This window comes from Leifsonia sp. LS1 (assembly GCF_020521355.1).
GTDB lineage: Bacteria > Actinomycetota > Actinomycetes > Actinomycetales > Microbacteriaceae > Leifsonia.
The window spans coordinates 275,746-297,177 of record NZ_BPER01000003.1 but is presented as its reverse complement, the minus strand read 5'-3'; the positions used below and the strand labels follow the sequence as shown (position 1 = coordinate 297,177).

General features: G+C 73.4%; 24 protein-coding genes and 1 pseudogene. 7 read left to right on the top strand and 18 right to left on the bottom strand.

Annotated features, from left to right (window positions below; all coding sequences use genetic code 11):
* Positions 1 to 20: 20 nt before the first annotated feature.
* Genes LLS1_RS07620 through LLS1_RS07610 form a run of 3 tightly spaced genes read right to left on the bottom strand, consistent with a single transcriptional unit; the run spans position 21 to position 2,366 of the window.
* Positions 21 to 692, bottom strand: coding sequence for a response regulator transcription factor (locus LLS1_RS07620; RefSeq protein WP_223357885.1), 672 nt, complete (start codon positions 690 to 692; stop codon positions 21 to 23).
* Positions 689 to 1,840 (bottom strand): sensor histidine kinase, encoded by a 1,152-nt coding sequence (locus tag LLS1_RS07615; RefSeq protein WP_226654490.1) that lies wholly within the window; start codon positions 1,838 to 1,840, stop codon positions 689 to 691. Before LLS1_RS07615 ends, LLS1_RS07620 begins: the two co-directional genes overlap by 4 nt.
* 7 nt (positions 1,841 to 1,847) lie before the next feature.
* Positions 1,848 to 2,366 carry a hypothetical protein gene (locus LLS1_RS07610; RefSeq protein WP_226654489.1) on the bottom strand — a complete coding sequence of 173 codons (519 nt, stop codon included), beginning with the start codon at positions 2,364 to 2,366 and terminating at the stop codon, positions 1,848 to 1,850.
* A gap of 173 nt (positions 2,367 to 2,539) precedes the next feature.
* On the opposite strand from LLS1_RS07610, the gene LLS1_RS07605 reads away from it, so the two are divergent.
* Positions 2,540 to 3,406 carry a spermidine synthase gene (locus tag LLS1_RS07605; RefSeq protein WP_226654487.1) on the top strand — a complete coding sequence of 289 codons (867 nt, stop codon included), beginning with the start codon at positions 2,540 to 2,542 and terminating at the stop codon, positions 3,404 to 3,406.
* Positions 3,407 to 3,523: 117 nt separating this feature from the next.
* On the opposite strand, the gene LLS1_RS07600 is transcribed toward LLS1_RS07605, so the two are convergent.
* The 4 genes from LLS1_RS07600 to LLS1_RS07585 are packed head-to-tail and all read right to left on the bottom strand — an operon-like array spanning position 3,524 to position 6,438.
* A complete protein-coding gene (locus tag LLS1_RS07600) occupies positions 3,524 to 4,402 on the bottom strand; it encodes a biotin-dependent carboxyltransferase family protein (RefSeq protein WP_226654485.1) in 879 nt (292 codons plus the stop codon).
* Positions 4,399 to 5,016 (bottom strand): 5-oxoprolinase subunit PxpB, encoded by a 618-nt coding sequence (pxpB, locus tag LLS1_RS07595; protein WP_226654483.1) that lies wholly within the window; start codon positions 5,014 to 5,016, stop codon positions 4,399 to 4,401. Before pxpB ends, LLS1_RS07600 begins: the two co-directional genes overlap by 4 nt.
* The gene (locus tag LLS1_RS07590; protein WP_226654481.1) at positions 5,013 to 5,774 is read right to left on the bottom strand and encodes a LamB/YcsF family protein; all 762 of its coding nucleotides are present in this window, start codon (positions 5,772 to 5,774) and stop codon (positions 5,013 to 5,015) included. The genes pxpB and LLS1_RS07590 overlap by 4 nt, the downstream gene beginning before the upstream one ends.
* A gap of 49 nt (positions 5,775 to 5,823) precedes the next feature.
* Positions 5,824 to 6,438: a CGNR zinc finger domain-containing protein gene (locus LLS1_RS07585; protein WP_223357896.1), complete on the bottom strand. Its 615-nt coding sequence runs from the start codon at positions 6,436 to 6,438 to the stop codon at positions 5,824 to 5,826.
* Between the two features lie 100 nt (positions 6,439 to 6,538).
* Here LLS1_RS07585 and LLS1_RS07580 point away from each other — a divergent pair, with 100 nt between their 5' ends.
* On the top strand, positions 6,539 to 7,147 hold the full coding sequence (locus LLS1_RS07580; protein ID WP_226654479.1) for a GNAT family N-acetyltransferase: 609 nt from the start codon (positions 6,539 to 6,541) through the stop codon (positions 7,145 to 7,147).
* A 14-nt stretch (positions 7,148 to 7,161) separates the two neighbouring features.
* Here LLS1_RS07580 and LLS1_RS07575 read toward each other — a convergent pair whose 3' ends face one another.
* From LLS1_RS07575 to LLS1_RS07550, 6 genes and pseudogenes are all read right to left on the bottom strand, one after another.
* Positions 7,162 to 7,671, bottom strand: a complete 510-nt coding sequence (locus LLS1_RS07575; protein ID WP_223357898.1) for a SprT-like domain-containing protein — start codon at positions 7,669 to 7,671, stop codon at positions 7,162 to 7,164.
* Between the two features lie 115 nt (positions 7,672 to 7,786).
* Positions 7,787 to 8,299 carry a hypothetical protein gene (locus tag LLS1_RS07570; RefSeq protein WP_226654477.1) on the bottom strand — a complete coding sequence of 171 codons (513 nt, stop codon included), beginning with the start codon at positions 8,297 to 8,299 and terminating at the stop codon, positions 7,787 to 7,789.
* Between the two features lie 109 nt (positions 8,300 to 8,408).
* Positions 8,409 to 9,591 (bottom strand): annotated as a pseudogene (locus LLS1_RS07565) (sorbosone dehydrogenase family protein).
* 34 nt (positions 9,592 to 9,625) lie between these two features.
* On the bottom strand, positions 9,626 to 9,928 hold the full coding sequence (locus tag LLS1_RS07560; RefSeq protein ID WP_226654475.1) for a DUF427 domain-containing protein: 303 nt from the start codon (positions 9,926 to 9,928) through the stop codon (positions 9,626 to 9,628).
* A 106-nt stretch (positions 9,929 to 10,034) separates the two neighbouring features.
* Positions 10,035 to 10,625 carry a 2-phosphosulfolactate phosphatase gene (locus LLS1_RS07555; RefSeq protein WP_226654473.1) on the bottom strand — a complete coding sequence of 197 codons (591 nt, stop codon included), beginning with the start codon at positions 10,623 to 10,625 and terminating at the stop codon, positions 10,035 to 10,037.
* Positions 10,622 to 11,119 (bottom strand): EVE domain-containing protein, encoded by a 498-nt coding sequence (locus LLS1_RS07550; protein ID WP_226654465.1) that lies wholly within the window; start codon positions 11,117 to 11,119, stop codon positions 10,622 to 10,624. Before LLS1_RS07550 ends, LLS1_RS07555 begins: the two co-directional genes overlap by 4 nt.
* A 123-nt stretch (positions 11,120 to 11,242) precedes the next feature.
* On the opposite strand from LLS1_RS07550, the gene LLS1_RS07545 reads away from it, so the two are divergent.
* The gene (locus LLS1_RS07545; RefSeq protein WP_226654462.1) at positions 11,243 to 11,869 is read left to right on the top strand and encodes a hypothetical protein; all 627 of its coding nucleotides are present in this window, start codon (positions 11,243 to 11,245) and stop codon (positions 11,867 to 11,869) included.
* Positions 11,866 to 12,546: a DUF1684 domain-containing protein gene (locus tag LLS1_RS07540; RefSeq protein WP_226654460.1), complete on the top strand. Its 681-nt coding sequence runs from the start codon at positions 11,866 to 11,868 to the stop codon at positions 12,544 to 12,546. The genes LLS1_RS07545 and LLS1_RS07540 overlap by 4 nt, the downstream gene beginning before the upstream one ends.
* 45 nt (positions 12,547 to 12,591) lie before the next feature.
* Here the strand turns inward: LLS1_RS07540 and LLS1_RS07535 are convergent, their stop codons facing one another.
* On the bottom strand, positions 12,592 to 14,811 hold the full coding sequence (locus LLS1_RS07535) for an ATP-binding domain-containing protein (protein ID WP_226654458.1): 2,220 nt from the start codon (positions 14,809 to 14,811) through the stop codon (positions 12,592 to 12,594).
* A gap of 260 nt (positions 14,812 to 15,071) precedes the next feature.
* Here LLS1_RS07535 and LLS1_RS07530 point away from each other — a divergent pair, with 260 nt between their 5' ends.
* Positions 15,072 to 16,805: a DEAD/DEAH box helicase gene (locus tag LLS1_RS07530; RefSeq protein WP_226654457.1), complete on the top strand. Its 1,734-nt coding sequence runs from the start codon at positions 15,072 to 15,074 to the stop codon at positions 16,803 to 16,805.
* Positions 16,806 to 16,897: 92 nt separating this feature from the next.
* Here the strand turns inward: LLS1_RS07530 and LLS1_RS07525 are convergent, their stop codons facing one another.
* The 3 genes from LLS1_RS07525 to LLS1_RS07515 form a co-directional block, all read right to left on the bottom strand.
* Positions 16,898 to 17,485, bottom strand: a complete 588-nt coding sequence (locus LLS1_RS07525; RefSeq protein WP_223357908.1) for a TetR/AcrR family transcriptional regulator — start codon at positions 17,483 to 17,485, stop codon at positions 16,898 to 16,900.
* Positions 17,478 to 18,335 carry an alpha/beta fold hydrolase gene (locus tag LLS1_RS07520; protein WP_226654455.1) on the bottom strand — a complete coding sequence of 286 codons (858 nt, stop codon included), beginning with the start codon at positions 18,333 to 18,335 and terminating at the stop codon, positions 17,478 to 17,480. Before LLS1_RS07520 ends, LLS1_RS07525 begins: the two co-directional genes overlap by 8 nt.
* A gap of 62 nt (positions 18,336 to 18,397) precedes the next feature.
* Positions 18,398 to 19,270, bottom strand: coding sequence for an SDR family NAD(P)-dependent oxidoreductase (locus LLS1_RS07515; protein WP_226654453.1), 873 nt, complete (start codon positions 19,268 to 19,270; stop codon positions 18,398 to 18,400).
* Positions 19,271 to 19,329: 59 nt separating this feature from the next.
* On the opposite strand from LLS1_RS07515, the gene LLS1_RS07510 reads away from it, so the two are divergent.
* Complete coding sequence (locus tag LLS1_RS07510; RefSeq protein ID WP_226654451.1) at positions 19,330 to 19,989, top strand: TetR family transcriptional regulator; 660 nt, start codon at positions 19,330 to 19,332, stop codon at positions 19,987 to 19,989.
* An 85-nt stretch (positions 19,990 to 20,074) separates the two neighbouring features.
* Here the strand turns inward: LLS1_RS07510 and LLS1_RS07505 are convergent, their stop codons facing one another.
* Positions 20,075 to 20,659, bottom strand: coding sequence for an NUDIX hydrolase family protein (locus LLS1_RS07505; protein WP_223357912.1), 585 nt, complete (start codon positions 20,657 to 20,659; stop codon positions 20,075 to 20,077).
* A gap of 116 nt (positions 20,660 to 20,775) precedes the next feature.
* Here LLS1_RS07505 and LLS1_RS07500 point away from each other — a divergent pair, with 116 nt between their 5' ends.
* On the top strand, positions 20,776 to 21,426 hold the full coding sequence (locus LLS1_RS07500; RefSeq protein WP_223357913.1) for an alpha/beta hydrolase: 651 nt from the start codon (positions 20,776 to 20,778) through the stop codon (positions 21,424 to 21,426).
* The last annotated feature ends 6 nt before the right edge of the window (positions 21,427 to 21,432 follow it).

Sequence of the window (21,432 nt, the reverse complement as noted above, 5' to 3'; positions counted from 1 at the left end):
CCCCGCGGTAGACGCGCGGCTCAGGACCGGACGAGCGCGATCGCCTGCGCGCGGTCGCGCACGGCGAGCTTGGCGAAGATCGCGTTGATGTGGGTCTTGACCGTCGCGACGCTCACGAACAGCCCGGCGGCGATCTCGGGGTTGCTCCGCCCCTCCCCGACGAGCGCGAGGACCTCCGCCTCCCGGCGGGTGAGGGCCGGGAACCGGGCGATCAGCGACTCGGCCGCCGTCGGAACGGTCCCCGCCACGACGGGGGCGGTGGTGAGGGAGCTGACGATCCGGGCGCCGACCTCCGGCGCGAACGTCGACTGCCCGCTGGCGACCGCGCGGACCGCCGCCGCGAGCTCCACCCGCCCGGCGTCCTTGGTGAGGTAGCCGCGGGCGCCCGCGCGCAGGGCGGAGAGGATGGACGCGTCGTCCGCGTACGTCGTGAGCACGAGCACCGCCGTCTCCGGCGCGTCGCGGGCGATCCGGGCCGTCGCCGCGACACCGTCGACGCCGGGCATGCGCAGATCCATGAGCGCGACGTCGGGATGCGCCGACACGGCGAGCGCGACCGCCTGCTCGCCGTCCGCGGCCTCCCCCACGACCTCGACGTCGGGCAGCAGGCCGAGCACGGTCACCAGCCCGTCGCGGATGATCGCCTGGTCGTCGGCGACGATCACGCGGATGGTGCGCTCCTGGGCGGTCATGCGAGCCTCGCCTCCGCCGTCACGGCGAACCGGTCGCCGTCCGCACCGGCCGTGGCGGTACCGCCGAGGGGCAGCGCGGCGAATCGCTCGCGCATCCCCTCCAGTCCGTGTCCGCCGCCGCTGCGGGCGAGCTCTCCGGGGACGGACGCGCCGGCGGGGAGCGGATTGCAGACGCGAAGGGTCACGCGGTCGTCCTTCCAGTCGAGGTCTGCGCGCACCGGCTGACCGGGCGCGTGCTTGCGTGCGTTGCTCAGCGCCTCCTGCAGCGCACGCTGGAGCGCGGCGGCCTGCGCGGCGGCGAGCGGGCACGGCCGGCCGGTCACCGTCAGGTCGGCGGTGGCGCCGAGCGCACGGTGGGCTCCGATCAGGTCGTCGAGCGATGCGGCGAGCGCCTCCTCTCCGACCGTTCCCGTCGTCGCGGACTCCGGATCGCGGAGCGCCGCCACCGCCCGCCGCGCGTCGGCCAGTCCATCGGCGGCGAGACCGCGCGCGGCGACGGCGCGGCGGCGTGCCTCCTCGGTGTCCCCGGCCTCCAGGAGAGCGTCGACCGCGTCCAGCTGCACCACCAGGCCGCCGAGGCTGTGGGCGAGCACGTCGTGGAGGTCCCGCGCCAGTGCGACCCTGGCCGCCTCCTCCCGCATCGCCGCCTCACGGTCGCGCAACAGAGCGGACTGCTCCTCCGAGCGGCGGAACTGGCGGCGGCTGAGGCCGGCGAAGGTGGCGAGCAGGATCCCGGCAAGCTCACCCAGCACCGCCGCGACCGCGGTGTCGAACGGCAGCGCGCCGGCCACGATGAGGGCGACGCTGACGAAGGCCGTGCCGAGCCCGAGAGCAGCCGGCCACCGGATGTCGCCGACGAGCACCAGGATCGCGATGGCCGCCGGCACGACGGCGACCCCATCCGTCGCCGGTGTCACGAGGGATCCGGTGGCGGCCGAGACCACCGCGAACACGAGGACGAGCCGCCGCGCGCCCAGCAGCGCGCACAGGCTGCGCGCCGCCCACGTCACGACCGCGATCATCCCCACGACGAGCACCCACGGCGGGCGCTCCGCCACGTGCGATCCGGCGATCGAGTACGCGACGAAGCCGGCGCCCACGAGGTTCAACGCGAACGCCAGCCAGCCGGGCCAGATCGAGGATGTCACAGCACCATCATGCTGCGAACGCCCGGTGACGATCGAGCCGCGCCGCGAAGACGGCCGTGCGTGCGGCCCGGTTCGCCGCGAACACCAGCAGGATGATCCCGGTCGAGGCCGCCAGATGCGACCCCGCCTGCGTGGCGACCACGTCCACCCCGACACGCACCGCGATCACGGCCACCCACAGAATCAGGCCGAGCACGCCGGTCCGCGACTCGTACTCGGCGGTATCGCGCCCGTCCTTGCCGGTCGCCATCGGCCGCGCGAGCGGACGGAACCGGGCGATCGCGCCCATCCAGGCCCCGGCCGCGAGCGAGAGGAGCAGCTCGCCCACCACGATCGCGAGGTCGAGCGCGCTCAGCTCCGACGGCCTCACCTGCTGGACCAGCATCACCGCCCCCACCACGGCGAAGATCGCCGGCCCACGCCACATGCGCGCGACCACCACCGGCCGCCACACCAGCTGCTTGTACCCCACCCAGCCGATGAGCAGCACGATGAGCACCGCGTTCCCGAGCATCTGAACCGACATGACAGCCTCCCCGGCCGGAGCCTCCGACCTACCCCTCCAGCGTCGCGCCCACCGGTCGGCGGCGGCACCGCCCAGGGGTGGAGACGGGGGTGGAGGTTTCGGGGTGGAGGTTTCGGGGTGGAGGTTTCGGGGTGGAGGCGTTCGGCGTTCGTGACCCGGCTACGCTGGACCTCGTGCCTGAGAACCCGTCGGTCGTCCTGTCGGAGAGCGGATACACCGCGCGCGTGGAGCCGGACCGGTTCGTGCCCGGGGCATACCAGCTCGTGGTGGACGGGACGCCGCAGTCGCACGTGAACCTCGATGACCCGTCGCAACTGTTCTTCGAGTACGTGCAGCGGATGGGCAACGTGATCGACCTGATCGGCGAGCCGGGTGAGCCGATCACCGCCGTGCACCTCGGTGCGGGAGCCCTGACGCTGCCGCGCTACGTCGCGTACACGCGGCCCGGGTCGCGCCAGCAGGTCGTCGAGCTGGAGAGCCGGCTCGTCGAGCTGGTGCGGAACGAGCTGCCGCTGCCGCGGTACGCGCAGATCCGGGTGCGGCACGGGGACGCCCGGGAGGTCGTGGGCAAGCTGCCGGCCGGATTGCGCGGAGCGGTCGACCTGCTCGTGATCGACATCTTCAGCGGGGCGCGGACTCCCGCGCACGTGACGAGCATCGAGTTCTACCGGTCGGCAGTGTCGCTGCTGAAGCCGGACGGGATCGTGCTGGTCAACGTCGCCGACGGGCCGCCCCTCGCGTTCGCGCGCAGCCAGGTCTCGACGCTGGGCGCCGCGGTCGGGAACGTCGCTGCGCTGGCGGAGACGCAGGTGCTGAAGGGGCGCCGATTCGGCAACGTGGTCCTGGTGGGATCGGATTCGCCCCTGCCGATGGAGTGGCTGCCGCGGCTGCTGGCGAGCGGACCGCATCCGGCCAAGGCGGTGGCCGGGGACGAGCTGCGGGCCTTCGCCGCGAACGCGCCCATCGTGACGGACGCGACGAGCGTGCCGTCCCCGCCTCCCGCACGGAGCATCTTCCAGACGGGCAACCGGCGCGACTGAGCACGACCCCCTCGGTCGCGTCGGCAGAGGGGTCGCATACTGCCGCTTCGCCGGCCGCATTCCGGCGGTTCGCGACCCCGAGGTGGGCAGAACGAGGTGGGGCAGAACGGACGGGGGTCAGGCGCGGCGGAAGGTCACGGGCTGGCCGGGGCGCGCCTGGGCCAGGAGGTCGAGGGAGGCGTCCGCCACGACCGCGATGACGGGGTAGCCGCCGGTGACGGGGTGGTCGGCGAGCAGCACGGTCGGGCGGCCGTCGGGCGACACCTGCACCGACCCGGCCACCATCGGCTCGCTCGGGAGCTCGGCGGCGATCCGGCGCTCGAGGAGCGGCGCGGAGTGGCGACCGGCGGCCGGCGGATCGAGGCGGGCCCCCACGCGGCTGCTCTCGGCGCTCAGGATCCACTGCGTGTCGTGGAAGGCGTCGACGGCTGCGGCGGTGAACCAGTCGGAGCGGGGACCGCGATGGGCACGCAGCTCGATCGGGCCGGCGGTCGGCGCGGACAGCGGCACGAAGTCGAGCGCCGGGACGGCGCCCCGGGTGGCGCCGAACGGGAGGACATCCCCGGCGCGGAGCGGTTCCGGACCGAGCGCGGCGAGCGTGTCGCGCGATCGCGACCCCAGCACCGGATGCGCGTCGACCCCTCCCCGCACCGCGAGGTAGTGACGCATCCCGTGGCGGGGCGGCCCGATGCGCAGCGTCGCGCCCGCCGGGGCGTGCACGGCGAGATGCGGGTCCACCGATCGGCCGTCGAGCTCGAGCTGACCGTCCGCCCCGGTCACGGCGAACCAGGTCTCCGTCTCGAAGCGTGCGGAGAACCCGCCGAGCAGCAGCTCCAGCCCGGCCGCACCCTCGTCATCGCCCAGCAGGCGGTTGCCGAGGCGGAGCGCCGCGCGGTCCAGCGCACCCGAAGGACTGACGCCGAGCGACGCCCACCCGGGGCGGCCGAGGTCCTGCACGAGCGCCAGCGCGCCGGGCTCCAGGATGCGCAGGCTCACGGCGCCTCCCGGAATCGCACGGTCGTCCCCGGGCGCAGCAGCGCGGGCGGGTCGGCCTCCGCATCCCAGAGCACCGCGTCGGTCGTGCCGATCAGCTGCCAGCCTCCCGGGCTCGACCGGGGGTAGACGCCGCTGAAGTCGTCCGCGAGGCCGACCGAACCGGCGGGCACGGCGGTGCGTGGGGTCGAGCGACGCGGCACGCGGAGCCGATCGTGGTCGGTCACCAGGTAGCCGAACCCGGGCGCGAAGCCTCCGAACGCGACCCGCCAGACCGAGGAGACATGGAGGTGGATCACCTCGGCCGGGGTGACGGACAGGAGCGCCGCCACCTCCGCCAGGTCGGGGCCGTCGTAGCGCACCGGGATCTCGACGACGGCCTCCCGGTCCACGATGGCGCGGCGCGGCCGGGCGTGCTCGATCCAAGCACGGGCGACGCTCAACGGGAGGATGCGCGGGTCGACGACCACGCCGACCGTGCGAGCCGCCGGCACCAGGTCGACGAGACCGGGCGGCCGGTCCGCGTCGAGCGCGCCGAAGAGCGCGAGCACCTCGTCGAGGGTGTCGACCTCGGCGAGCAGAGCACGCTCGCCCGACGAGAGGATGCGCAGGCTCACACGAACGCCTCCACCGCGACCCCGGCCTCGTCGAGCCTGCGTCGCACCGCGCGGGCCATCGCGACCGCTCCCGGAGAGTCGCCGTGGACGCAGAGCGAGTCCACGGCGACGGGGATGTCGGTGCCGTCGGCCGCGACGACGCGACCGTCGGTGGCGAGCCGGAGGGCGCGCTCGGCGATACCCGCGCCGCCGTGCAGCACGGCGCCCGGCTGCCCGCGCGGGACCAGGGTGCCGTCGGCCCGATACGCGCGGTCGACGAACGCCTCGCGCACGAACCGCAGCCCGGCCTCCCCCGCCTCCCGCTCGATCGCGGAGGAGGCGAGGCCGAGGAGCGCGAGCGATGGGTCGAAAGCGGCGACGGCCTGCGCGATCGCCCGCGCCTGGGCGGCGTCGGTCACGATGCGGTTGTAGAGGGCGCCGTGCGGCTTGACATAGCCGAGGCGCGCGCCGGCGACGTGCGCGATGCCGGCGAGTGCGGAGAGCTGATAGAGGGTCTCCGCCCGCAGCTCCGCAGGCGGCAGGTCCATCGCACGCCGGCCGAATCCGGCGAGATCGCGGTACGACACGTGGGCCCCGACGACGACTCCGCGCGCCGCTGCGGTCCGGCAGGTCGCGAGCATGGTCACGGCATCGCCCGCGTGGAAGCCGCACGCCACGTTCGCGCTCGTGACGACGCCGAGCAGGGCGTCGTCGTCGCCCATCGTCCAGGCGCCGAACGACTCGCCCAGATCGCTGTTGAGGTCGACAGTGCGTGCCATCCCCCTATTGTGGCGTGCCGGCCCGTGCTCGGCGCGAAGCCGCCGCGCCCTACTGCGCCGCGCGCGCTCCCGCCCTGGCGCGATGGGCGCGCACCTTCGCCCGGTTGCCGCAACGCTGCATCGAACACCAGCGGCGGTTCCCGCTGCGGGAGGTGTCGAGGTAGACCAGGTCGCAGTCGTCGGCGGAACATTCGCGGATCCGTCCCTCGGCCTGCGGTCCGAAGAGACGGACGGCGTCGCGGGCGACCGTCCCGAGTGCCTGGTGCGGCCGGGCGTTGGTCCGGCCCGCCTGGCGACCACCGCCGGGGAGCACCGGCGGGATGTCCGGCGTGGCGGCGAAGAGGTTGACGACGTCGACGTCGTCGGGCGAGAACGTGGCGCCGGTGCTGGCCTGGCGCGCGAGCCGGCCGATGGCGGCACGGAGGGCGGTCGCGTCGCGGAACTCGCGATCCGCCGCCGTGGGCGCCACCTCGGGGAAGCGCTCGACGAGCCATTCGTTGAGGGCGGCAGGGTCGGCGACCGGCTGCGACTCTTCGGGCCGGTCGAGGCCGCCGGTGTACGCGAAGTCGAGCGCGAGCGATCCGGAGTCGAACCACCAGCGCGGTCCGTCGGGATCCTCCATCCACTGTCCGGTGCCGCGGGGGAGGATCGAGTCGGTCGCCATGTAACCAATATATTCGGTTAGGAGATCGGCTCCCGGCCTCGCGAGCCGGGCCGAGACCTCCAGCACCCTATCGCACCGCCCCGACTGCGATACTGGGCCGATGACCGCCACGCGCCCCGATCCCGCCGCCGTGCTCGAGGGACGTACCGTCCGGCTCCGCCCGCTCGCGCTCGGCGACCTCCCGGACCTCTTCGACGCCATCGGGCACCCCGAAGTCTTCGCCGGCGGGTGGGGAGGCGGTCCCGCCGCGTACCGCGACACCTACGAGGAGTGGCGCGAGTTCCTGCTCGGATACCTCGCCTGGGAGACCGGCAACGTCACCGCGGTCACGCTGCGCGACGACGGCCGCATCGTCGGGACCACCACGCTGGGCGACTTCGACCTCGCGAACCGGTCCGCCCACATCGGCTGGACCGCGTACGCCCCCGAGGTGTGGGGCACCCGCGTCAACGCCGAGACCAAGCGGCTGTTGCTCGGCGCCGCCTTCGACAGCGGTTTCGAGCGGGTGAAACTGCAGGCGGACGTGCTCAACGAACGCTCCCGCGCGGCGATCCTGCGGCTCGGAGCGCAGTTCGAGGGCATCCTGCGACACACGCAGCTGCGGGCCGACGGCACCTGGCGCGACACGGCCGTCTACTCGGTCCTCCGCGAGGAGTGGCCCGTCGTGCGCGCGTCGCTCGACGAGCGGCTGGCGCCCGAAGCGGTGTAGCGGAGGGTCGGCGGTCAGCGCCCGGCGCCCTCCCGTGCCTGCGCGGCGGCCGTGCGCCGCTGCGTCGGCGTGACCTCGCGATGCTGCCACGCGATGAGGTTCGCGGCGTCGAACCGCCGGCTGCACGCGCCGCAGGCCAGCGCGCGGGCGGGTTTGCGGTACCGGTAGTGGATGTGGCCGTTGGGGCACGTCCCGATCCACGGGGCCAGCTCGTCGGCGATGGCGCCGCCGTGCAGGCGCTCGCCCTCGTAGCCGAGGTCGAGGGCGATGGCGCGCCAGCGCGGGCCGTGCCCGGCGCGCGACCCGGCGAGCGCGTGCGCGACCTCGTGCAGCAGCACCTGGTGGATCTCGTCGTCCTCGTAGCGCGTCGCCAGATAGCGGGAGACGGTGATCTTCTTCGTCGTGTAGTTGCAGAGCCCCGCCCGCGTCTTCGCGTTGTCGAAGTCGAAGCTCCACACTGCCGGATCGAGGTGGAGGGCGATCAGAGCGTCCGCCCACCGCCGCACGCGGTCGAGCTCGGCCATCAGTCCCGGGCCCTTCGCCGCGGCACGACCCGGCGTCGGCGGGCGGTGGCGGCGGGTCCGTTCATGCGAGGAATCCTACGCCCGGGTGCCGACGGAGACGGCAGGAAGACGCGCGTCACTCCGCCGCGTCGGCGCCCGGCTCGTCGCGGTGCTCCTCGGAGAGCGCCTGCACGACGGCGACCGCCGTCAGGGCGCCCTCGATCTCGGCGGGGGAGGCCCCGAGCTTCTCGCGCAGGAAGACCGCCGCCGTCATGTCCGACAGGGCGTTGTCGTAGTCCTTCATGTCGAAGTAGACCTTGCCGCGGCTCTGGATGGCGAAGGCCTCCAGAGCGGTCCATTCGCGCCCGCGCGCCTCGGTCACGCAGTCGCTCAGCTCGACGACGGCCTCGTCGAACTTGCCCAGGTACTGCAGCACCTGCGCCCGGCGGATGCGCGCACCGATGAGCTGTTCGCGGTCGCCGGTGAAGCGCGCCTGGCGCACCGCCTCCGTGCCGATGGTCAGCGCCTCGTCGAGACGGTCGAGGAGCCGGAGCAGGACGGTCTTCTCGTTGAGCGCGCTCATGCTGCGCAGGTTGCCGAGCTCGTCCAGACGGTCGCCGGCGGCACGCAAGTCGACGCGCTCGCGCAAGGTGGACGGATCGTATCCGAGGATGATGTTCAGGGTTCTGCTCCCGAATCGTGCGGTTCGGCATCCAGACTACCTGCGCGCGGCGCACCGCAGCCGCACGACGGGCGGGTCAGCCCGGGAGCCGCGCGGGATCGGCGGGCGTCAGCGCCACCTCGAGCAGCCGGTCGTCACCGGACCGCGGATCCCCGCGCCCGTCGGTGTTGTTGGTGAGCACCCAGAGCCGGTCGCCGCGGGACACGACGTCGCGCAACCTCCCGTACGTTCCGTCGAAGAACGCCTCCGCGGTGACGGGCGCGCCCCCCGGAGGTGGACCACACCGCCCACAACCGCTCGCCGCCCAGCCCGGCGACGAAGATCGTGTCGCCCACGACGGCGAGGCCGCTCGGGCTCGCCTCCGAGGTGCGCCACTGCTGCACCGGGTCGGTGTATGCGGGATCGCCGCCGATCCCCTCGACGATCGGCCAGCCGTAGTCCGCCCCGGGACGGATGATGTTCAGCTCGTCCCAGGTGTTCTGCCCGAACTCGCTCGCCCACATCGTCCCGCGCGAGTCCCAGCCGATGCCTTGCGGATTGCGGTGGCCGGAGCTCCACACCGGCGAACCGGGGAACGGGTTGCCCGCCGGGACCTGTCCCTCAGGCGTCAGACGGAGGATCTTGCCGCCGAGCGAGGTGAGGTCCTGCGCGCGATCCGGGACGCCCGCGTCGCCGACCGTGAGGTAGAGCATCCCGTCGGGACCGAACGCGATCCGGCCGCCGTCGTGGTTGGCGGCCGTGGGGAGGCCGGAGATCACGGTCTCCGCTGCGCCGATGCTGTAGCTGCCGGGCACACCGTCCAGCGGCATCCGCACCACCCGGTTGTCGTCCGCCGTGGTCGCGTAGGCGTACAGGTGCGTCGGGGCCGATCCGGCGGGCACAGCGAGGCCGAGCAGACCGCCCTCGCCCGCGTGCACGACCCCCGGTACGGTCCCGACGTCGCGCAGGCCGCCCTGCGGGAGCCGCTCTCGCACGCGCCCCGAGTCGCGCTCGCTGAGGAGGGCGGAACCGCTGGGGAGCGGCACCACCGACCAGGGGGCGTCGAGCCCGGTCTCGAGCACGGTCGCGTCGCGCGCGGGCTGCAGGGGGACGGCGGCGACGGCGGCGGAGGTGCCGGTGGGGCGCGGCTCCGCGGATGGCGACACGGTGCGCGCCGACGTGGGCGCGGGCGGCTCGGGCGAGCACGCGCTGAGCGCCGCCAGGGCGGCGACCGCGAGAGCGGCCGTCACTCCGGCTCGTGCGCTGCCCGCGGCACTCACGCCGTCGTCCACCCGTCCCGGCTCGGCACGCCGGTCACTCGACGACCTGTACGTCCTTCCAGAACGCCACATAGCCGCTGAAGTCCTTGCCCACCCGGTCGAACGCGCTCGGGTAGGGCGTCGGATACGACCAGGCGCGGTCCTGCAGGAGGGAGTCGCCGTCCTTCACGGAGTAGTACTGGCACTCGCCCTTCCACGGGCAGGTGTACGGGGTCGGGCTCTCGACGAGGTAGTCGGCGTTGACGCTCGCGGGCGGGAAGTACCAGTTGCCCTCGATGCGGATGAGCTCCTCTTCGGGAGCCTCGGCGATGACGGTGTCGTTCAGGACTGCTTTCATGGGTTGACCTCCTGCAGGGCGGAACGCGCGGCGCGGCCCGATCATTCCGGGCGGGTACTCCCCTCCGCCGCGAGCGACCCGGCAGTCGGCGATGGCCGCAGAGCGCTCACCCGGCGGGTCGCAGGACGGCGACCTCGTCGACCGTCCCGACGCGCCCGGCCGGCGCGATCTCGGCCGGGGCGATCCCGGTCGCGACGAGTTCCTGGCCCGACACCGAGGCGGTGAGGAGGTGCGCGACGGCTCCGCGCAGCCCGGTGAAGGCGGCGCAGGCGGCGGCCGCCTCCGGCGAGCTGTAGTCGATGCCGAGGGAGGCGAGCGCGTCCACGACGGCGCCCGCGGCGAGGAGGTCCTCCACCGCGAAACGCGTGGCGCCCGCGGGGGTCGACCCTCCGGCGGCGATGATCGAGATCAGGGCGCGACGGCCGAGCCGCACCTGTTCGGCGAGTGCCCACGCGGCGACGGCGGCAGGGTTGGTGAGGCCTGCGGCGATGACGGCGCCGGTTCCGGGGAGGTCGGCGATGGCGGGGACCGACGGGACGATCGTCCCGTCCCCGAGCGCGTCGACCCAGACGACGACGTCCGCGTCCGCTGCCACGGAACGGGCGCCCTCCGCGGCCCAGTCGAACCGCACCTGGTATTTGGCCTGGCGGTGCGCGTCGGGAACGGTCGGTGCGGAGGGGACGGAGCGGTCGGTCACCGGGCCATCGTAGTGCGCGCTCGTGAGCCCGCCGGCCGTGTTTCGCCCGGTGACGGGCGCATCTGGCGACGGATGAGCTCGAAGTCGTGCCGGGAGATCTCGATCACCCCGCGCCGCAGCTGATAGCCCCAGTCCCGGTTCTCCCTGGTGAAGTCGAGTGCCGGGAGCATCGGGCGGATCGGCGTGGCGACGGCGTCGTGGTCCCACTCGACCCGGCGGCGCCAGGGGAGGAAGTCACCCGCCGGTCCGCGCATCGTCTGCCCCTGCGTGACCTGGAACGGCTCGCCCTCCGCCACGCGGCCGACCGCGGTGAACTCCTTGAGCGGCTCGCCGTCCGGGTACGCGGTCTTGGGCGAGTAGTACACGAACCCGTCGGCCGGGCCCATCCGTTCCAGCGGCGCCCGCGCGCCGTGGTTGACCTGTGCGAACCCGCCTGCGACGCCGCGGAGCACGTGGTCTCGCTGGACCACGCCGAGCCAGTACCGGATCGCCATGCTCCCGTTGTAGCGCATACCGGCGACACTGCTGGGACGCCACCTGACGCCATGCCGGGGAGGGTCGTGGGAAAGGGCCGTGAACCTGCGCGCCGGCCCCGGCGCCGGGACGAGACTGGGACGATGCGCGTGCTGCTGAAGCTCATCCTGGATTGCGACCCCGACGCGGCCTGGCGTGCCCTGCAGAGTCCGACCGCGTTCCGCGAAGTGGCGCTCCCGTGGCTGGACTTCCGGCCCGATGGCCCGGACGCCTTCCCGACGGTGTGGGGCGGAGGCGAGCACCGCGTGCGCGTGCGCGCGCTGGGCGCGATCACGGTCGGGACCCAGGCGATCCGGCTCGACACTCTGCGCTCGTCCGACGACCGGGAGCGCGAGACGCGCATCCTGCGCGACAGCGGCGGAGGAACCGGTGGCGTGCTGTCCGCCCTGCCCCGCCTCGACCATCGCATGGCCATCGCACCCGACCCGGCCGGGCCCGGCCCCGACGGCCGCCTCCGGACCCTCTACCGAGATCGGCTGATCGTCCGCGCGGGAGTGCTCACCCCCGTCGCCTGGTACACGCTGTGGGCGTTCTGGCAGTGGCGCGGCCACCGGCTCCGCGCCCTCGCGCCGACGTGGGCCTACGATCCCGAGCTCGATCCGGAGCGCGCCGCCCTCGACGACGCGACCCTCTCCTCCACGCCGACAGCGCGGGCGGACGGTACCGTGACGGAATGGCCGGGCGCCGCCGGCCGGGAGGAGACACCATGAGCACCGTCGAGAGCGCCGGGGAACCGCGGGCGGCATCCCCCGCCGTGACCGCCCTGCAGACGGCGGACTGGCGGCGACGGGTGTTCGCCCTCTACGCCTCGGTGCGCAGGATGGCCGCATCCGATGCCGCCGCCGCCCACGCGCACTGGATCTCGTGCCGGGACGAGCTGTTCTCGTCCCACCCCGCGTCTCCGCTGCTCCCGGAGGACCGCGCCCGCTTCACGGGGCTGCCGGTGACCTCGTACGACCCCGAGTGGCGCTTCGAGCTGCCGATCCACGCGCCGTCCGAACCGCGTCGGATGGACGTGGAGACCGGGACGGACGGCGTCGTGCCGTTCGACCTGCTCGGGACGGTGCGGGTCCCCCTCTCCGGAACCCTCGACGTCTGGCGTCTCTCGTCGTACGGCGGCGGCATCTTCGTGCCGGTCAAGGACGCGCTCGCCGGCCGGCCGGGCGGCACCTACGGCGGGGGCCGCTACCTCATCGACACCATCAAGGGCGCGGACCTCGGTCTCGACGCCGACGAGGACGAGGCGACCGTCGTACTCGACTTCAACTTCGCCTACAACCCGTCGTGCGCCTACGACCCGGCCTGGGCGTGCCCGCTGGCGCAGGCCGGCAACACGCTCGCGGTCGAGGTGCCCGTGGGCGAGCGGTACGCCGGGACGTACGCGTAGCGGCGGACGGGACCTGCGTGCAACCGGGCGCGAGCACGCCCGACGTCAGTGCGTGACCAGGGTGAGCCGCTGGGTCGGGCGCGTCATCGCGACGTACAGCGTGGCCGCGCCGAGCGCCGAGTCGCCCGCGAGGGAGTCGGGGTCGGCGAGGACGACGGCGTCGAACTCCAGGCCCTTCGCCTCGTACCCGCTGAGGACCGCGATCGGGCGCGTCAGACCGGCCGCGCCACGACCCGCATCGTCCCCGAAGCGCTCCGCGACCGCGGCGGCCACGGCCTCCACCTCGTGCGGAGGCGCGATCACCGCGAGCGAGCCCTGGGCGTCGATCCCCCGGTCGTGCTCGACCGCGGCGACCACCGCCTCCGACAGCGGCGATCCGCCGGCGGACACCCGCCGGATGGGCCAGTCGCCCTCGCGCACGGAGCGCGTCGGCGTGATCGGGAGTCCGGCGGCCTGGGCCAGACGTTCCGCCTCCTCGGCGATCTGCGCGGGCGTCCGGTAGTTGACCGTGAGCTCCTCCAGCCGCCAGGCGTCCTTGAAGTACGGCTGGAGCGCACCGGCCCAGCTGGACGCCCCCGCGGGCGACGACACCTGGGCGATGTCGCCCACGATGGTGAACGACTTCATCGGACAGCGCCGCAGCAGCACGCGCCACTGCATCGGCGAGAGCTCCTGCGCCTCGTCCACCACCACGTGGCCGTAGGTCCACGTGCGGTCTGCGGAGGCGCGCTCGGCCGTGGTGCCGCGGTCGACCTGCTCGGCGAAGCCGTCGGCGAGCTGCTCGGCACTGACCAGACCCTCCACCCCCATGTTGCGGATGGCGGCCCGGGCGTTCTCGAGGTCGCGCTTGCGCTGCCGGCCGCGCTCTCGGGCGGCGGGATCCGGCTTTCCGGGGAAGTCGCCGAGCAGCTCGGCGGCCTCGTCGAGCAGCGGCACGTCGGAGACCGTGAACGCGGCGGATCGGTCGCGCAGCAGCGCCGCACGCTGCGCCTCCGACCAACGCGGCGTCAGCTCGCCGAGCCACACGGGACGCGCATACAGGTCCTGCAGCAGCTTCTGCGGGGTGAGCGGCAGCCAGGCCGTGTTCAGGAGGACCCGCACATCGTATGAGGTGCGGAGATCCTCCCGCAGGACCTTCAGGTCGGCGTCGTCGATGGTCGAACCGGATGCGCGCAGCTGGGCGGCGAGCTGATCGGTCAGCTCGGCGAGCGCGTGCTTGACGAAGGTGACGCGGGCGACGTTGTGCGGCTTGCCCGAGCGCTGCGCCTTCGCGATGGCGCGCTGGATGAGGTCCGGTTGCACGACGAGCCGCTCGTTGTCGACGACGACCGTCTGCTCCTCCGCCGGGGCCTTCTGGCGGGAGCGCACGGCACGCGAGAGCAGGCGGGCCATCTGGGCGGAACCCTTCAGGCGCGCGGCTTCCGCACCGTCATCGGCCGTGGCCTCCACCCCCGGGAACAGCTCGCCGAGCGTCTGGAGCACGACCCCGGTCTCGCCGAGCGAGGGCAGCACCGCCTCGATGTAGCGCAGGAACGCCGTGGAGGGACCGACGACGAGCACGCCGGACGAGCCGAGCCGCTGCCGGTTGGCGTAGAGCAGATACGCGGCGCGGTGCAAGGCGACGGCCGTCTTGCCAGTACCGGGACCGCCCTGCACGACCAGGGCTCCGCGGAGATCGGAGCGGATGATGCGATCCTGCTCGGCCTGGATCGTCGCCACGATGTCGCTCATCCGGCCGGTCCGCTGCGCGGTCAGCGCGGCGAGCAGGGCACCCTCACCCTGCACCGTCTCCCCCGCCGACCGATCGCCGGCCAGCAGGGACTCGTCGAAGACCTCGTCATCGATCCGGACGACCTGGCGGCCGCTCATCGTGAGATGACGGCGGGCCCGGACGCCCATCCGCTCGCTCGCGGTCGCCTGGTAGAAGGCGCTCGCCTGCTGCGCCCGCCAGTCGACCAGGAGTGAGCGCTGCTCCTCGTCGCGCAGGCCGATGCGGCCGATGTACCGGTGAGCCGAGCCGTCGGCCGGCTCCTCGAGCAGGAGGCGGCCGAAGACGAGACGGGCGTCGACCTCGCGGAGCTGGGTGAGCTGATCCTCATAGAGCCGTGCGAACGCGTCGCGCTCGCTGCGCGCCTGATGGTTGCCGCCCACCGACTCACGGCGGACTCTGGTCAGGCTGTCGGCGGTCTCGGCCCGCAGGGCGTCCAGGCGCTCGTACAGGCCCTCGACGACCGCCCGCTCGCGATCGAGCTCCGATTCGTGCACCCGATGACCGCCTCTCGTTTCCGGGCCGAAAGTCTACGACCTCCAACCCGGACGGCGCTCACAGGCGAGCACGCTAGTATGGGAGGACTGCGAGCCATCCGAAGGCTCCTGCGTCGTAGAACGCACCGCGCGAGCGACGGGCCCCGCCCCGCTCACGCCACATTCTCACGGCGAACGAAACGTGCGACCCGCACCTTCGCCAGTTCCGTCCCGCGCGACCGAAACCCGTCGCGCCGGGACCCGATGCCTGAAAGGCACCAGTGACCACCACGACTTTCGCCGACCTCGGCGTGCCCGCTCCCCTCGTCGCCTCCCTCGCGGCCGACGGCAAGACCGAGCCGTTCCCCATCCAGGCCGACACCCTCCCCGACACGCTGTCGGGCCGCGACGTGCTCGGACGCGGCAAGACCGGCTCCGGCAAGACCATCGCGTTCAGCCTCCCGCTCGTCGCCCGGCTCTCCGACGGCGCCTCGCCGCGCGGCCGCAGCAGCCGTCCGCGCGGCCTGGTGCTCGCCCCGACCCGTGAGCTCGCCACCCAGATCGCCGCCACGCTCAAGCCGCTCGCCGACTCGGCCGGGCTCGCCATCACCACGATCTTCGGCGGTGTCTCGCAGAGCCGCCAGGTTGCCGCACTGCGCGCCGGCGTCGACATCGTCGTCGCCTGCCCGGGCCGCCTCGACGACCTCATGAAGCAGGGGGAGGTGTCCCTCGACCGGATCGAGATCACCGTGCTCGACGAGGCCGACCACATGGCCGACCTGGGGTTCCTCCCCGTCGTCACGCGCATCCTCGACAAGACCCCGGCCGGCGGCCAGCGCCTGCTCTTCTCCGCCACGCTCGACAACGGCGTGGACAAGCTCGTCAAGCGGTTCCTGCGCAACGAGGCGATGCACTCCGTCGACGACGCGACCAGCCCGGTCGAGGCGATGACCCACCACGTCTTCGAGGTGCCGGACCCCGACGCGAAGAAGGACCTCGTGACCGCGCTCGCCTCGGGCCGCGGCCGCCGCATCCTCTTCACGCGCACCAAGCACCAGGCCAAGCGGCTCGCCAAGCAGCTCACGTCGTCGGGCATCCCGGCTGTGGATCTGCACGGCAACCTCTCCCAGCCCGCACGCGACCGCAACCTGGCCGCGTTCGGCTCGGGCGAGGTGCGCGTGCTCGTCGCGACCGACGTGGCCGCGCGCGGCGTGCACGTGGACGACGTCGAGCTCGTCGTGCACGTGGACCCGCCGGCGGAGCACAAGGCGTACCTGCACCGCTCCGGCCGCACCGCCCGCGCAGGCAGCGCCGGCGACGTCGTCACCGTGATGCTCTCCGAGCAGGCCGGCGATGTGAAGACCCTCCTGCGCCACGCGGCCATCACGGTGACCCCGCAGCGCGTCTCCGCGACGTCGGCCGCGGTGACCGAGCTCGTCGGCGAGCCGGCCGAGCGCGTCGCGCCGTCGTCCGCCCCGGCAGCAGCGGCCGGCGGCCAGGCCGGCGGCGGGCGCTCGGGCGCCGGACGCTCCGGCGGCGGGCGCGCGGGTGCTGGACGGTCGGGCGCTGGACGCTCGGGCGCGGGGCGCTCGGGTGGCCAGAGCTCCCGCGGACAGAGCTCCCGCGGACAGAGCGGCGACGCGACGACGCACGGCGGGGAGACCGCCGGTGGCGGACGACGTCGCGGCGGACGCGGCCGTGGCGCGGCAGTCGAGAACGGCCAGGCGCGTGACGGCCAGCAGCGTGACGGCCAGGGTCGTCGCCGCGGCGGCCAGGGCGGCCAGTCGCGCGGTCAGGGCGGCCAGTCGCACGGGGTCCAGAGCGCCGGTGGTTCGCACGGCTCCCGCGGGCGTGACGCAGCCTCCGAGGGCGGACACCGCTCCGGTGAGCGCTCCGCAGCCAAGCAGTCGTCGGGACGCGGCGGCGAGCGCCGCTCCGGCGGCCCGATGCGTATGGGTGACCTGGTCAACTCCGGCACGAGCCGGGGCCTGGGCTCCCGTCGCGCGCGCGGCTGACCCGGCGCTCCCTCCCGCAGCGTCGCACCGAGGGGTCGCGAACTGCCGCTCCGGCCGCGCCGGAGCGACAGTTCGCGACCCCTCGGTGCGCCCTATGCGTTCGCTTGGGCGGCCAGGGCTGCGACCAGGCCGGTGACGAGGCGGTCGAACGTGCGGTCGAGGTCGTCGGGGAGGCCGAAGCCGCCGCCGAGCTCGAGGCTGAGGAACCCGTGGAGGGCGCTGCGGAGGATGCGGATGGCATCGATCTGCGCGTCGTCGGGGAGGCCGAAGCCGCGGATGACGGCGGCGAGCACCTGGATGGTCTCGTCGGCACGGGCGACGAGCTCGGCGTCGGCGGGGTCGGCGAGGTGCGGGGCGACCTGGGTGGCTGCGTACCGGCCGGGGTGGGCACGCGCGTAAGCGCGCACGGCGGTGGCCGCCGAACGCACCGCGTCTTCTCCGGAGCGGCCGATGGTCGCAGCGGCGAGTGCCCGCGTGAGCTCGCCCACCGCCTCCGTGGCGACCACGCGGCGCAGGTCGTCGAGGGACTGGACGTGCTTGTAGAGGCTGGGCACGGCGACCCCGGCCCGGGAGGCGACAGCGGCGAGGGTCAGCCGATCGAAGCCCGCGACACCGCCCTGGTCGACGAGGTCGAGGGCGACGGCGGTGACAGCGGCGCGGTTGAGGCCCGCCCTAGGCACGCGCGGCCTCCCAGCCTTCCGCGCGGCGCTCGCTCAGGAAGGCGAGCGTCGCCGGGACGGTGACATCGGGCCGCTGAGCGTGCGGATAGTGGGCCGCGTCCGCCACCCGGACGACCTCCGCGCCCAGCGACTCGATCCAATCGGCCTCGGCGGAGGCGTCGGGGAAGTCCGGGTCGAGCTCGCCGACGAAGGCGAGCATCGGAGCGTGGACCTCGGGCAGGCGGGGCTCCACCACCGAGTGGGTGAGCTGGAGGGTCAGCCGGCGGAAATCGCGCAGGCGCCCGGGCTCCCGCAGGCTCGCCCGGATGGCCGCCACATGCTCGCCGAGCCACGGGGCCGTGCGGCCCCTGTTGAGCGGTTTCGTGTAGTAGCCGGCCCAGAACGCCGCGCCCCACGGCCCCGCGAACAGCAGCCGGAACAGCGCGTGCTGGAACCAGGAGGCGACCGGGCTCGTCGCCGGGTCGCGCAGAAGCGGACCGTAGAGCACGAGGCCGGCGATCGCGTCGGGGCGCTCGGCGGCGGCCCAAGCGGCGGAGGCCGCACCCATCGAATTGCCCAGCACGACGGCGGGACCGCCGAGCGCGTCGATCAGGGCGAGCAGATCTTCGCCGGTGGCGACGTCTCCGAACGTGCGGAAGCCGGTATCGGAGTCGCCGTGCGAGCGGAGGTCGGTGACCGCGACGCGGAGACCGGCGTCGACGAGCGGACCGACCAGCTCGCGGTAGCTGGAGCGGAGGTCGCCCATCCCGGGGACGGCGACCACGAGCGGGCCGGAGCCCTCGACGGTGTAGCTGATGCGTCCCTCGGGGCGCTGCAGGAAATGGACCTGCGAGGCGATGGAAGTCTTCATAGCCATAAAGCTAATACCATTAGCTATAGATCGCAAGCCCCTTCACCGCGTCAGCGGCGGCTTCACTCGGCCGCCGACTCGCCCGGCAACAGCACCGGGTATGCCTCGGCCGCGTCCGCCGAGATGCTCACCTCCCGCCAGGCGCCCGCCTCCGCGAGCTGCCGCCGGGAGTAGTCGGCCGCCATGGTGGCGGCCGTCCGCCCGAGCGGGAGATGCGAGGGCTGTTCGGCGGCGTGGGCGACGCGGACGAGGATCTCCGCGGCGCGTTCCGGGTCGCCGGCCATCACACGGCCGGACCGGAGAAGGCCCATCGCGCCGACGGTGGACTCGTACCCGGCAGGGATGTCGCCGACCGTCATCGACGACCCCGCCCAATCGGTGGCGAATCCGCTCGGCTCGACGACCAGGACGCGCACACCGAACGGAGCCGTCTCGGCCGCCAGCACGCGGCTGAAGCCGTCCACCGCGAACTTGGCCGCCTGATAGGAGCCGATCCCCGCCGAGCCTCCCACGCGTCCGCCGATGGACGAGAACTGGATGACGAGGCCGCCGCCCTGCTCGCGCAACAGCGGGATCGCGGCGGTGGTGACGTTGTAGACGCCCCAGAAGTTCGTCTCGAACTGGGCGCGGAAGTCATCCGGCGACCCTGTCTCGATGGGGGCGACGTTGGCGTAGCCGGCGTTGTTGACGAGCACGTCGATACGGCCGAAGCGGTCCCGCGCGGCCGAGAGCGCCGCCCGGGCGGCGACGGGGTCGGTGACATCGAGAGGCAGGGTGACGACGCGGTCGTCGCCGTACGCGGCGACGAGGCCGGCCAGCTGCTCGGGAGTGCGCGCGGTGGCGGCGACACGGTCGCCGCGGCGGAGGGCCGCCTCCGCGAGGGCGCGGCCGAAGCCGCGCGACGAACCGGTGATGAACCAGGTGAACTCAGACATGCTCGTTAGTACAACACTGTTTCGTTATTAACGCAACTTGGTTGCACTAGGCTGGAGGGATGCCGACCGAACCGTTCGAACGCGCCCGCTCCGCCGACGCCAAGCGGGCGCGCGAGCAGGCGATCCTGCAGGCTGCGCGCGGGGAGGCGCAGAAGCGGGGCATCCGGGAGATCACGCTCACCGACATCGCGGACGCCGTGGGGATGCACAAGTCGGGGCTGCTCCGCTACTTCGAGACGCGCGAGCAGATCTTCCTGCGGCTCACGGCGGAGGAGTGGCGGTCCTGGGCGGAATGGCTCCTGCCACTGCTCTCGTCATGGCGGAGCGCGAGCCCGCTGCGATTGGCCGCGGCACTGAGCGACACGCTCGTCTCGCGCCCCCTGTTCTGCGATCTGCTCGCCCACACGCCCCTCAACCTCGAACGCAATGTGTCCGTCGACACCGTGCGCGAGTTCAAGCTCGACGTGCACACGCACGTCGAGGCGATCGCCGGGGAACTGCGACGGTTGCGCCCGGGACTCACCGAGCCGCAGGCGATCGACGTGATCGCGACGGCCACCAGCATGGCGGGCGCCCAGTGGCAGATGGCGACGCCCGGCCCCGAGCTGCAAGCGCTCTACCGCAGCGACCCGCGGCTGCGGCACGCGATCGTCGAGGTCGGCCCGCGATTGACGCGCGTGCTGACCGCGCTGCTGACGGGGATGGCCGACGCGGACTGACCACGCGGCCTGATCACGCGGCCTCGGCGGCGTGGCCGACGGATCTCGTGACTCGCGTGTCGCGACTCGTGGCCGGCGAGCCGCTCTACGGAGCGACCCGCCCCACCGAGGCCATGGCCGCCTTGACCAGCGCTCCCCTGCCGCCCTCCAGCTCTTCGGCGACCGTCGGGGAGACCGCCTCCTCCGGCGTCATCCACGTGAGCTCGAGCGCATCCTGGCGCGGCTCGCAGGTTCCGGTGACGGGCACGACGTAGGCGAGGGAGACGGCGTGCTGGCGATCGTCGGTGAACGCGGTGACTCCGGGCATGGGGAAGTACTCGGCGACCTGGAAGGGCACGGCGCTGGCGGGAAGCAGGGGGAAGGCCATGGGGCCGAGATCCTTCTCGAGATGGCGGAACAGTGCCTCCCGCAGTGTCTCGCCGTACATCACGCGGCCGGAGACGATGGTGCGGGTGATCTCGCCGACCGCGTTGGCCCGCAGCAGGATGCCGACCTCCGTCACCTGGCCGAGACCGTCCACGCGCACCGGCACGGCCTCGACATAGAGCAGCGGCAGCCGGCGCCGGATCTGCTCCAGCTCGATGTCGCTGAGCCACGCCGGCCCGGGCTGTGCGCCGTCGCCGGGCAGCGGATCGGGGGTGGGATCGGGATCCGGGGTGCGCACGCTCATGGGTCGATATTACGGACAGAGCGCGCCACCGCCACCGAGGGTGGACAGATCTGTTGACGGACGACACGCGATCGGGGGCTGTGGAGCGGATCGTGCTGGGGGACAGAATGATCTGTGTGCCTCTTCCCACACCCGAACTCCGCATCGACCGCGATGCCGTCCTCTGGTCGGCCGGCGAGAAGGACAGAGGGGGCCGCCCCCTCCTCGTCCTCTTGCACGGCTACGGATCGGACGAAGCCGACCTGTTCGGGATCTCCGCCTATCTGCCTCTGGAGCCCGTGATCGCGTCTCTGCGCGCACCCATCCCCGAGGGGCCCGGTTTCGCGTGGTTCTCGCGCTTCACCAACGTGACGACCGACCCGCTCGCGGGGAACGCCGACGCCGCCGCGCGCGCGGTCCTCGACTGGCTCGACGAACAGCCCGTGACCCCGACCGGCCTGCTCGGCTTCTCGCAAGGCGGTGCCATGGCGCTGCAGCTGCTGCGGCTCGCACCCGAGCGCTTCGACTACGCCGTGCAGCTGTCGGGCTTCATGGTGCAGGGCGAGCACGCCGGCGACGCCGACCTGGCCCGCGAGCCGGTCCCGGTGTTCTGGGGACGCGGCACGCACGACGACACCATCCCGCCCTCGGCCGTCGATCGCACGGCCCGCTGGCTGCCCGGGCACTCGGCCCTCGACGCCCGCATCTACGAAGGTCTCGGCCACGGCATCTCGTCGATCGAGCTCGGCGACATCTCCACGTTCATCCGTGCACAGCTGACGCGCTGATCCGCG

Coding starts and splice junctions, on each gene's coding strand:
- LLS1_RS07540 (WP_226654460.1), top strand. CDS start 11,866: ATGAGCACCGTCGAGAGCGCCGGGGAACCGCGGGCGGCATCCCCCGCC.
- LLS1_RS07610 (WP_226654489.1), bottom strand. CDS start 2,366: ATGTCGGTTCAGATGCTCGGGAACGCGGTGCTCATCGTGCTGCTCATC.
- LLS1_RS07520 (WP_226654455.1), bottom strand. CDS start 18,335: ATGAAGACTTCCATCGCCTCGCAGGTCCATTTCCTGCAGCGCCCCGAG.
- LLS1_RS07515 (WP_226654453.1), bottom strand. CDS start 19,270: ATGTCTGAGTTCACCTGGTTCATCACCGGTTCGTCGCGCGGCTTCGGC.
- LLS1_RS07545 (WP_226654462.1), top strand. CDS start 11,243: ATGCGCGTGCTGCTGAAGCTCATCCTGGATTGCGACCCCGACGCGGCC.
- LLS1_RS07580 (WP_226654479.1), top strand. CDS start 6,539: ATGACCGCCACGCGCCCCGATCCCGCCGCCGTGCTCGAGGGACGTACC.
- LLS1_RS07575 (WP_223357898.1), bottom strand. CDS start 7,671: ATGGCCGAGCTCGACCGCGTGCGGCGGTGGGCGGACGCTCTGATCGCC.
- LLS1_RS07510 (WP_226654451.1), top strand. CDS start 19,330: ATGCCGACCGAACCGTTCGAACGCGCCCGCTCCGCCGACGCCAAGCGG.
- LLS1_RS07585 (WP_223357896.1), bottom strand. CDS start 6,438: ATGGCGACCGACTCGATCCTCCCCCGCGGCACCGGACAGTGGATGGAG.
- LLS1_RS07590 (WP_226654481.1), bottom strand. CDS start 5,774: ATGGCACGCACTGTCGACCTCAACAGCGATCTGGGCGAGTCGTTCGGC.
- LLS1_RS07560 (WP_226654475.1), bottom strand. CDS start 9,928: ATGAAAGCAGTCCTGAACGACACCGTCATCGCCGAGGCTCCCGAAGAG.
- LLS1_RS07620 (WP_223357885.1), bottom strand. CDS start 692: ATGACCGCCCAGGAGCGCACCATCCGCGTGATCGTCGCCGACGACCAG.
- LLS1_RS07550 (WP_226654465.1), bottom strand. CDS start 11,119: ATGGCGATCCGGTACTGGCTCGGCGTGGTCCAGCGAGACCACGTGCTC.
- LLS1_RS07505 (WP_223357912.1), bottom strand. CDS start 20,659: ATGAGCGTGCGCACCCCGGATCCCGATCCCACCCCCGATCCGCTGCCC.